The sequence below is a fragment of the Inquilinus sp. YAF38 genome (assembly GCF_052113205.1).
GTDB lineage: Bacteria > Pseudomonadota > Alphaproteobacteria > DSM-16000 > Inquilinaceae > Inquilinus.
Genome location: NZ_JBFRCU010000011.1, coordinates 114,093 through 124,634 on the forward strand (window position 1 = coordinate 114,093; position 10,542 = coordinate 124,634).

General features: G+C 67.9%; 9 protein-coding genes. All 9 read left to right on the forward strand.

Annotated features, from left to right (window positions below; genetic code table 11):
• Positions 1–61: 61 nt before the first annotated feature.
• The 9 genes from rpoZ (at position 62) to AB4Z01_RS07625 (ending at position 10,435) form a co-directional block, all read left to right on the forward strand.
• Entirely contained in the window at positions 62–508 is a 447-nt protein-coding gene (rpoZ, locus tag AB4Z01_RS07585) for a DNA-directed RNA polymerase subunit omega (protein ID WP_441692138.1), read from the forward strand.
• Between the two features lie 192 nt (positions 509–700).
• Positions 701–2,866: a RelA/SpoT family protein gene (locus AB4Z01_RS07590; RefSeq protein ID WP_441692152.1), complete on the forward strand. Its 2,166-nt coding sequence runs from the start codon at positions 701–703 to the stop codon at positions 2,864–2,866.
• An 87-nt stretch (positions 2,867–2,953) separates the two neighbouring features.
• On the forward strand, positions 2,954–3,721 hold the full coding sequence (gene lepB, locus AB4Z01_RS07595) for a signal peptidase I (protein ID WP_441692139.1): 768 nt from the start codon (positions 2,954–2,956) through the stop codon (positions 3,719–3,721).
• Positions 3,673–4,413 carry a ribonuclease III gene (gene rnc, locus AB4Z01_RS07600; protein ID WP_441692141.1) on the forward strand — a complete coding sequence of 247 codons (741 nt, stop codon included), beginning with the start codon at positions 3,673–3,675 and terminating at the stop codon, positions 4,411–4,413. The genes lepB and rnc overlap by 49 nt, the downstream gene beginning before the upstream one ends.
• Positions 4,410–5,315: a GTPase Era gene (gene era / locus AB4Z01_RS07605; RefSeq protein ID WP_441692143.1), complete on the forward strand. Its 906-nt coding sequence runs from the start codon at positions 4,410–4,412 to the stop codon at positions 5,313–5,315. Before rnc ends, era begins: the two co-directional genes overlap by 4 nt.
• A gap of 196 nt (positions 5,316–5,511) precedes the next feature.
• The gene (gene recO, locus AB4Z01_RS07610; RefSeq protein ID WP_441692145.1) at positions 5,512–6,246 is read left to right on the forward strand and encodes a DNA repair protein RecO; all 735 of its coding nucleotides are present in this window, start codon (positions 5,512–5,514) and stop codon (positions 6,244–6,246) included.
• Between the two features lie 10 nt (positions 6,247–6,256).
• Positions 6,257–8,473 (forward strand): DNA topoisomerase IV subunit A, encoded by a 2,217-nt coding sequence (gene parC, locus AB4Z01_RS07615; RefSeq protein ID WP_441692147.1) that lies wholly within the window; start codon positions 6,257–6,259, stop codon positions 8,471–8,473.
• 150 nt (positions 8,474–8,623) lie between these two features.
• Entirely contained in the window at positions 8,624–9,205 is a 582-nt protein-coding gene (locus tag AB4Z01_RS07620) for a biotin transporter BioY (RefSeq protein WP_441692149.1), read from the forward strand.
• 138 nt (positions 9,206–9,343) lie between these two features.
• The gene (locus tag AB4Z01_RS07625; protein WP_441692150.1) at positions 9,344–10,435 is read left to right on the forward strand and encodes a TRAP transporter substrate-binding protein; all 1,092 of its coding nucleotides are present in this window, start codon (positions 9,344–9,346) and stop codon (positions 10,433–10,435) included.
• The last annotated feature ends 107 nt before the right edge of the window (positions 10,436–10,542 follow it).

Consider the following 10,542-nt stretch of genomic DNA (forward strand, 5'->3'; position numbering starts at 1 on the left):
GTTGCATCCATCTTGTCACGATTCTATCGTCGTGGCTGTATTCGTGCAGGAGCGATAGCCCATGGCTCGCGTCACCGTCGAGGATTGCGTCCTCAAGATCCCGAACCGGTTCGATCTGGTGCTGGTGGCGGCCCAGCGCGCCCGCGACATTTCGTCCGGCGCCTCGCTGACCATCGACCGCGACGACGACAAGAACCCGGTGGTGGCGCTGCGCGAGATCGCCGACGAGACGGTCTCGCTGCCGGCCCTCGAGGAAGCGCTGGTCAAGGGCCATCAGAAGCTGGCCGAGATCGACGAGGCGGATGAGGAAATCATCGAGCTGATGGCCGGCGAGGAAGAGTGGCTCAAGGCGGGCGTGCCGCCGCAGCCCCCGGCCGCCGCCGTCGGCTCGGATGAGGAGTCCACCTTCGGCATCAGCGTCGCCGACGATGAGACGGAGGACGAGGCCGAGGAGGACGAGGACGGCCGCGGCGACCTGGAAATCGGCTCCACCGAAGACGACATCTGATTCAAGCGGAACTGCCCGGCATGGTGTCAGGCCGCCTGTCGGGAGATCGATGATGCCGGTCGAAGGCATGGCTGTCGCGCGCCTGCCGAATTTGATCCACAACGCGGCGGATTCTGGTTCAACATATTGTCCGGACGGGCGCTGGGCCGTCCGTCCGGGAGAATGGTTGATGGATCGGTGGCGGGGCGCGGCATGATCCGCCAATACGAGCTGGTCGAACGGGTCAAGGCCTATGATCCGTCGGCGGATGAGGACCTGATCAACCGCGCCTACGTCTATTCGATGAAGGCCCACGGGTCGCAGAAGCGCGCCTCCGGCGATCCCTATTTCGTCCATCCGATCGAGGTTGCCGGCATCCTCGCCGGCATGAAGCTCGACACCGGTTCGATCGTCACCGGCCTGCTGCACGACACGGTCGAGGACACCGGTGCGACGCTGAGCGAGCTCGAGGGCCTGTTCGGCCGCGAGACGGCGCAACTGGTGGACGGCGTCACCAAGCTGTCGAAGCTGGAGCTGCAGAGTGACCAGTCCAAGCAGGCGGAGAATTTCCGCAAGCTGGTGCTGGCGATGTCCAAGGACATCCGGGTGCTGCTGGTCAAGCTGGCGGACCGGCTGCACAACATGCGCACCCTCGGCGCCTTCAACAACGAGGAGAAGCGCCGCCGGATCGCCCGCGAGACGCTGGAGATCTACGCCCCGCTGGCCGAGCGCATCGGCATGCACGGTATGCAGGAGGAGTTGGAGGACCTGGCCTTCGCCCAGCTCCACCCCGATGCGCGTGAGAGCATCGTCCGGCGCCTGGCGCAACTGCGCGAGGAAAGCCAGGACGTCGTCTCGAAGATCATCGCCGAGCTGCAGCGGGTGCTGGAGGAGGGCGGGCTGAAGGCCGCCGTGCTCGGCCGCGAGAAGCGCCCCTATTCGATCTGGCGCAAGATGCAGCGCAAGAACATGGCGTTCGAGCAGCTGACCGACATCATGGCCTTCCGGATCGTGGTCGAGACCGAGGGCGACTGCTATCACGCGCTGGGCCTGATCCACAGTCGCTACGCCTCGCTGCCTGGCCGCTTCAAGGACTACATCTCGACGCCGAAGCCGAACGGCTACCGGTCGCTGCACACCGCCGTGATCGGGCCGATGCGGCAGCGCATCGAGGTCCAGATCCGCACCGGCGACATGCAGGAGATCGCGGAGCTCGGCGTCGCCGCGCACTGGGCCTACAAGCAGGACGAGCGGACCCAGGACGGCACCCAATACCGCTGGCTGCGCGACCTGCTCGACATCGTCGACCAGGCCCAGAAGCCCGAGGAGTTCCTGGAGCACACCAAGCTGGCTCTGTTCCAGGACCAGGTGTTCTGCTTCACCCCGAAGGGCGCGGTGATCGCCCTGCCGCAGGGCGCGACGCCGGTCGACTTCGCCTATGCCGTGCACAGCCAGATCGGCGACACCTGCGTCGGCGCCCGGGTCAACGGCCGGATGGTGACGCTGCGCCACCTGCTGCAGAACGGCGACCAGGTCGAGATCATCACCTCGAAGACCTCGACGCCGTCGCCGGAATGGGAGCGCTTCGTCGCCACCGGCAAGGCGCGGGCCTGCATCCGGCGCTTCATCCGCGCCCAGCAGCATGACGAGCACGCCAAGCTCGGCCGCTCGATGCTGCAGGGCGTGTTCCGGCAGGAGGGCTACGAGTTCTCCGACAAGGCGCTGGAAGGCGTGCTCAAGATCTTCAAGGCCGGCGAACCCGCCGACATCATGGCCAATGTCGGGGCCGGGGTGCTGGGCGCGCGCGACGTGTTCCACGCCGTGTTCCCGGGCCACCGCGCCCAGGTGCAGCAGGAGAAGGAGCGCTCAGGCAAGGTCGTGCCGCTGACCCGGGCGCGCAAGGCCGCCACCGGCGGCGCCCCGGGCGCGATCCCGATCCGCGGCCTGATCCCGAACCTCGCCGTGCACTATGCCCGCTGCTGCCACCCGATCCCGGGCGACCGCATCGTCGGCATCGTCACCACCGGCAAGGGCGTGACCATCCACACCATCGACTGCGACACGCTGGAGAGCTTCTACAACGCGCCGGAGCGCTGGCTGGACGTCAGCTGGGACGCCGGCGCCGACGCCGTCGACGACCATGTCGGCCGGATCCAGGTGACGATCAGCAATGAACCGGGAAGCCTGGGCACGCTGACCACGGTGATCGGCAAGAATGGCGGCAACATCACCAATCTCAAGATCACCAGCCGCTCGGTCGACTTCTTCGAGATCCTGATCGACATCGACGTCAAGGACGTCAAGCACCTGACCAACATCATCGCGGCCCTCCGCGCCATGCCTGTGATCAGCGCGGTGGACCGTGCCCGCAGCCGCTGACCGCCTGCCCGGCGTGATCGGCCTGCGACCAATGTCGCCCTCACCGGCGATTGATTTCCCTTCGCCGCCGGACCATACAAGGGCGCCATGAGCCAGCACCAGAAGTCGATCGACATGTCGAAGAAGAAGGGCGGATGGGTCGAAACCATCCTGACCGTGGTCTATGCGATCGCGATCGCCTTCGGCATCCGCACGGTCGCCTTCGAGCCGTTCAACATCCCGTCCGGCTCGATGATCCCGACGCTGCTGGTGGGCGACTACCTGTTCGTGTCGAAGTTCTCCTACGGCTACAGCGCCCAGACCATCGCCTTCGGCCTGCCGCTGTTCGACGGCCGGATCCTGGGCAGTCCGCCGGCCCGCGGCGACGTCGCCGTGTTCCGCCTGCCGAAGGACACCTCGATCGACTACGTCAAGCGGGTGATCGGCCTGCCCGGCGACCGCGTCAAGGTCACCGGCGGCCGGCTCTACCTCAACGGCCAGATGGCCGAGCGCCGCGAGATCGAGCCCTTCGTGATGACCCAGTACGGGCAGCGCATCCTGTACCACCAGTACATCGAGACGCTGCCGGGCACCGCTGGTGGCGCGCCGGTCGATCACCGGATCCTGGAGATCGACGACAACCAGCGCTATGACGACACCCCGGAATACGAGGTGCCGCCGGGCCATTATTTCATGATGGGCGACAACCGCGACAACAGCTTGGACAGCCGGGCCGATGTCGGCTACGTGCCGGTCGAGAACTTTGTCGGGCGCGCCGAGTTCCTGTGGTTCAGCCTCGACGACGCCAGCTTCTGGCAGGTCTGGAAATGGCCGTTCGCGCTCCGCTTCAGCCGCATGTTCACGGGGATCCACTGATCCCCGGGACCGAAGACGGCCTCGACGCGTTCGCCCGGCGGCTCGGCCACGCCTTCCGCGAGCCGATGCTGCTGGTCGAGGCGCTGACGCATCCCAGCGTCAGCGGCCAGAAGCGGCGCGTCGCCAAGCACGGTTATGAGCGGCTGGAGTTCCTCGGCGACCGGGTGCTCGGCCTGGTCATCGCCGAATGGCTGCTCGAGCGCTTTCCGAAGGAGGCCGAGGGCGCCATCGCCAAGCGCCATGTCGCCCTGGTGCGGCGCGAGGCTCTGGTCGAGGTGGCCCAGGCGATCGGGCTCGGCCGTCATCTCGTGCTGTCGCCGGGCGAGGAAGTGGTCGGCCGCGAGAACCCGACCATCCTGGCCGATGCCTGCGAGGCCGTGATCGGCGCGCTGTACCGCGACGGCGGGCTGGCGGCCGCTGCCGGCTTCATCCGCCAGTCCTGGGCCGGCTTCATCGTCCAGAACGAGGCGCCGCCGCAGGATCCGAAATCGGCGCTGCAGCAATGGGCGCTCGCCCGCGGCCTGCCTCTGCCGCGCTATGTCGAAGTGTCGCGCGGCGGCAGCGACCACCTGCCGGTGTTCGAGATCCGGGTTGAGATCGAAGGCCAGCCGGCCGCCAGCGCCAGCGGCCCGTCGAAACGGGTGGCCGAGCGCGACGCCGCCGCCACCCTCCTGCAAAGGCTTTCCGCATGACCGAAGCTGCGACGCGCTGCGGGTTCGTCGCCCTGATCGGCGCCCCCAACGCCGGCAAGTCGACCCTGCTCAACACCCTGGTCGGCACCAAGGTCGCGATCGTCTCGCCGAAGGTGCAGACCACGCGCAGCCGGGTGCTCGGCATCGCGACGGAGGGCGCGACCCAGATCGTGTTCGTCGACACCCCCGGCATCTTCAAGCCGCGCCGCCGGCTCGACCGGGCCATGGTCGCAGCCGCCTGGGCCGGGGCCGCCGAGGGTGACCTGGTGCTGCTGCTTGTCGATTCGTCGCTGAAGGGCGTGCGCGAGGAGAGCCGGGCGATCGTCGAGAAGCTGGCGCAGACCAAGCGCAAGGCGATCCTGATCCTGAACAAGATCGACGCCGTCCGGCACGAGGTGCTGCTGACGCTGGCCGCCGACCTCAACGCCTCGGGCGTCTTCACCGACACCTTCATGATCTCGGCCCTGACCGGCAGCGGCGTCAACGACCTGCGCCGCCACCTGGCCGGGCACCTGCCCGAGGGGCCGTGGCTGTTCCCGGAGGACCAGGTCTCGGACATGCCGATGCGCCTGCTGGCGGCCGAGATCACGCGCGAGAAGCTGTTCCTGCGGCTGCAGCAGGAACTGCCCTATGCGGTCGCGGTCGAGACCGAGGACTGGGAGGAGCAGAAGGACGGCAGCGTCCGCATCTCCCAGATCATCTATGTTCAGCGCAACGGCCAGAAGGCGATCGTGCTCGGCCATGGCGGCCAGATGATCAAGGCGATCGGCACCGCCGCCCGGCTGGAGCTGGAGGAGATCACCGAGCAGCGGGTGCACCTGTCGCTGTTCGTCAAGGTGCGCGAGAACTGGCTCGACGACCCCGCCCGCTACTCGGTCTGGGGCCTCGATTACGACGCGTGATTGCGAGTTGCGCTGACGAGGCTATACCACCATCGTCATGGCGAGCCCCGCAGGGGCGTGGCCATCCAGAAATCGAGCCGCTGGATCGCCACGTCGCTTCGCTCCTCGCGATGACGATCTCAGAATGGCATGAGAGTCCGGTATCCGTTCCCGTTTCGTGCTATAGGATCGAGATGAGCACGGCAGGGGTGAACTCTTGGACTGGCGCGACGACGGCATCGTCCTGACCGTCCGCCCGCATGGCGAGGCGGCGCTGATCACCGGCGTGCTGACCCGCGAGCACGGTCGGCATCTCGGTGTCATCCATGGCCAGCGCCGGCGGGCCCAGCTGCCGCCGGGCACGCTGGTCTCGGCGCAGTGGCGCGGCCGGCTGGCCGACCATATCGGCACCTGGACGCTCGAGGTCGACCGCACCCCGGCCGCCGCGATCATGGACGAGCCGCTGCGGCTGCTGGCCCTGGTCTCCGCCTGCGCCGTGCTCGACGCTGCCTTGGCCGAGCGGCAGCCGCTGCCGGCGGTCTATGACGGCACGCTGGCCTTCCTCGACACGCTGATCACGCCGCATTGGGACGCCGCCTATGTGCAGTGGGAGGTCGGGCTGCTCGGCGTGCTCGGCTTCGGTCTCGACGTCTCGCGCTGCGCCGTCACCGGCAGCAACGACCATCTCGCCTTCATCAGCCCGCGGACGGGCAGGGYGGTGTCGCTCTCCGCCGCCGGGCCGTATCGCGACCGGCTGCTGCCGCTGCCCGGCTTCCTGACCGGGCGCGAGCCGGCAGCCCCCGCCGCGGTGGCCGAGGGGCTGGACCTGACCGGCCATTTCGTCGACCGCCATCTCTTCGCCCAGGCCGGGAAGCCGCCGCCCGAGGCGCGGACCCGATTTATCGAGGCGTACCGCCGAAGCGCGCTTCGGTCGGCCGCGCCGTTGCGCTAGAATCACGGACATGACCACCAAGCCTTCCGAGTCGATCCTGCCGGTGCCGCTGCACGACGCGCTGAGCACCCGTTATCTCAACTACGCGCTGTCGACCATCACCTCGCGTTCGCTGCCCGATGTCCGCGACGGGCTGAAGCCGGTGCACCGCCGGCTGCTCTATGCCATGCGGCAGCTGCGCCTGGCGTCGAATACCCCGCCGAAGAAATCGGCCCGCGTGGTCGGCGACGTCATCGGTCAGTACCACCCGCATGGCGACGCCTCGATCTACGACGCGCTGGTGCGCATGGCGCAGGACTTCGCCCAGCGCTACCGGCTGGTCGACGGCCAGGGCAATTTCGGCAATATCGACGGCGATAACGCCGCGGCGATGCGGTACACCGAGGCCCGGCTGACCGCCGTCGCCGAGGCGCTGCTGGAGGGCATCGACGACGACGCGGTCGATTTCCGCGAGACCTATGACGGCGAAGGGCGGGAGCCGGTGGTGCTGCCGGCCGCCTTCCCGAACCTGCTGGCCAATGGCAGCCAGGGCATCGCGGTCGGCATGGCCACCTCGATCCCGCCGCACAATGTCGGCGAGATCTGCGACGCGCTGCAGATCCTGATCAAGCGGCCGGCGGCCACGGTCGACGACCTGCTGACCGTGGTCCAGGGCCCGGATTTCCCGACCGGCGGCGAACTGGTCGAATCCGCCGCGGCGATCCGCGAGGCCTATGCCACCGGCCGCGGCGCGTTCCGGGTCCGCGCCCGCTGGGAAATCGAGAAGCAGCCGCTCGGCCTGTACCAGGTCGTGGTCACCGAGATTCCGTACCAGGTGCAGAAGTCGCGGCTGATCGAGAAGCTGGCCGAGATCGTCACCGCCAAGAAGCTGTCGACGCTGGAGGATGTGCGCGACGAATCGGCCGAGGATGTCCGCATCATCCTGGTGCCGAAGAGCCGCAACGTCGAAGCCGACATGCTGATGGAGCAGCTGTTCCGGCTGACCGACCTCGAGACCCGGTTCAGCCTGAACATGAACGTGCTGGACGCCACCAACGTCCCGCGGGTCATGGGGCTGAAGGACGTCTGCCAGGGCTTCCTCGACCACCGCTACGTGGTGCTGGAGCGGCGGTCTCGTCATCGGCTGGCCAAGATCGAGCGGCGGCTGGAGATCCTGGGCGGCTACCTGATCGTCTTCCTCGACCTCGACGAGGTGATCCGCATCATCCGCGAGGAGGACGAGCCGAAGCAGGGACTGATGGCGCGCTTCAGCCTGACCGAGCTGCAGGCCGACGCCATCCTCGACATGCGGCTGCGGTCTTTGCGCAAGCTCGAGGAGATGGAGATCCGGCGCGAATTCGACGGCCTGTCCGGCGAGCGCGAAGACCTGCTGGCGTTGCTGGCCGACGAGGGCAAGCGCTGGAAGGCGATCTCGGCCGAGATCAAGCTGATCAAGAAGCGCTTCGGCCAGGACACCGAACTGGGCCGCCGCCGCACCAAGATCGGTGAGCCGCCCTCGGCCGTGGTGGTGTCGCTGGAGCCGCAGATCGAGCGCGAGCCAATCACCCTGTTCCTGTCGGAGAAGGGCTGGATTCGCGCCCTGCGCGGCCACGGCCTCGACCCGGCCGAGATCAAGTACAAGGATGGCGATGCCGAAGGCTTCGTGCTGCAGGCCGAGACCACCGACAAGATCCTGCTGTTCGGCAGCGACGGCCGCTTCTACACGCTCGGCGCCGACAAGCTGCCGCGCGGCCGCGGCTTCGGCGAGCCGGTGCGGATGATGGTCGACCTCGCCAACGATGCCGAGATCGTCGCCCTGCTGGCCCATGTTCCCGGCCGCAAGCTGGTGCTGGCCTCGACCGACGGCCGCGGCTTCGTGGTGCCGGAGAGCGACGTGATCGCCCAGACCCGGGCCGGCAAGCAGGTGCTGAACCTGAATGACGGCGCCAAGGCGGCGGTCTGCCGCCCGATCACGGGCGACACGGTGGCGGTGGTCGGCACCAACCGGCGCCTGCTGTGCTTCCCACTGTCCGAGTTGCCGGAGATGTCGCGCGGCAAGGGCGTGACGCTGCAGAAATACCACGGCGCAGCGCTGTCGGACCTGACCGTATTCAAGCGCGAGGAAGGGTTGATTTGGCAGATGGGCGGCGGCCGCACCCGCACCGAGCCGGAGATCCCGGTCACTGCCCGCGGCCGCACCGGCAACCTGCCGCCGCGCGGCTTCCCGCAGAACAACAGGTTCTCGTGACCAAGCTCCTGCTCCCCTCCTGTCATGCCGGGGGTTGACCAGGCATCCAGAGAGCGTCGACATCTTCTGGATTGCCGGGTCAAGCCCGACAATGACATTAAAGGGCTGGAAACGGCCGAAGACCGGCAAGTGAGCCAATGGAGTCCTAACATGACCACCCGCACCCTTCCCCCGATGCTCTCGCTGTGGCGTGCCGACGGCCAGTCGGGCCTGCTGCGCTCTGCCGTGCTGGTGGTGCTGGGCACGGCGCTGATGGCGCTGTCGGCCAAGATCCAGGTGCCGTTCTTCCCGGTACCGATGACGATGCAGACGGCCGTCGTGCTGTTGATCGGCGGCGCCTATGGCTGGCGCCTGGGCGGACTGACCATGCTGGCCTATCTGGCCGAGGGCTTCGCCGGCCTGCCGGTCTTCGCCGGCCTGGCCGCCGGCCCGGCCTATTTCGCCGGTCCGACCGCTGGCTACCTGGTCGGCTTCGTGGCCTCGGCCGCGCTGATGGGCCTGGCGGTCGAGCGCGGCTGGACCCGCAGCCTGGCTGGCATGGCCGCGGCCATCGCCGTCGCCTCGCTGATCCCCTTCGTCACCGGCGTGGCCTGGCTTGCGGTGCTGGTCGGTCCGGCTGCGGCGATCTCTGCCGGCCTGGTGCCGTTCATCCCGGCGGCGATCCTCAAGGGCGCCCTGGCCGGCCTGCTGCTGGCCAAGATCGACGGCCTGGCCCAGCGCCGCGACGCCTGAGACCAAAAGGACGCAACGACGCAGAAGCGGCGTTGCGTCCCATGTCCGAGTTTCATTAGATGGCAGCAGCGCCACGGCGGACGACCGCGGCGACTTGCGGAAACCACGCTCGATGCGAACAGGGGGGAGAGCCCGAATATGAAGCGGCGGAATTTCATCGCGACCGCGGGGGTGGGCCTGGCGGCCGTGCCGCTGGCGGCGCCGGCGATCGCGCAGGACAAGCCCGAGGTCAAATGGCGCCTGGCGTCGAGCTTTCCGAAGTCGCTCGACACCATCTATGGCGGCGCCGACGTGATGTCGAAGACGCTGTCCGACCTGACCGACGGCAAGTTCCAGATCCAGGTCTTCCCGTCGGGCGAGCTGGTGCCCGGCCTGCAGGCGCTGGACGCCACCCAGAACGGCACCGTCGAGGCGGCGCACACCGTGGCCTACTACTATGTCGGCAAGGACCCGACCTTCGCCATCGGCTCGTCGATCCCGTTCGGCCTCAACGCCCGGCAGCAGAACGCTTGGCTGTATCACGGCGGCGGCAACGACCTGCTGAACACCTTCTTCGGCAATTACGGCGTGGTCGGCTTCCCCGGCGGCAACACCGGCACCCAGATGGGCGGCTGGTTCCGCAGCGAGGTCAAGTCGCTGGCCGACCTCAAGGGCCTCAAGATGCGCATCGCCGGCCTCGCCGGCCGGGTGGTCGAGCGCATCGGCGTGGTGCCGCAGCAGATCGCCGGCGGCGACATCTACCCGGCGCTGGAGCGGGGCACGATCGACGCCACCGAATGGGTCGGCCCCTATGACGACGAGAAGCTCGGCTTCTACCAGGTCGCCAAGTTCTACTACTACCCGGCCTTCTGGGAAGGCGGCCCGACCGTGCATTTCCTGTTCAACAAGGAGAAGTACGAGGCCCTGCCGGACGGCTACAAGAAGGCGCTGGCCGTGGCCACCGAGATCGCCAACKTCAACATGCTGGCGCTGTACGACGTGAAGAACATCGCGGCGATCCGCAGCTTGGTCGGCAAGGGCGTGCAGTTGAAGCCGCTGCCGCGCGACGTGCTCGACGCCGCCTATGTCGAATCCTTCAAGCTCTATGACGAGCTGTCGGCCTCGAACGCCAACTGGAAGGCGATCTACGAGCCGTGGAAGAAGTTCCGCGGCGAGGCCTATCAGTGGTTCCGCGTCGCCGAATTCACCTATGACAGCTACGTCTACGCCCAGCAGGCGGCCGGCAAGTAGGCAAGCCTCCCGCTGAGCCGATCAGGGCCGGTCCTTCGCGGGACCGGCCCTTTTGCTGACTACTTGAAGTCCGGCGGCGGCAGGGGATCGCCCGGCTGCGCGGGGGC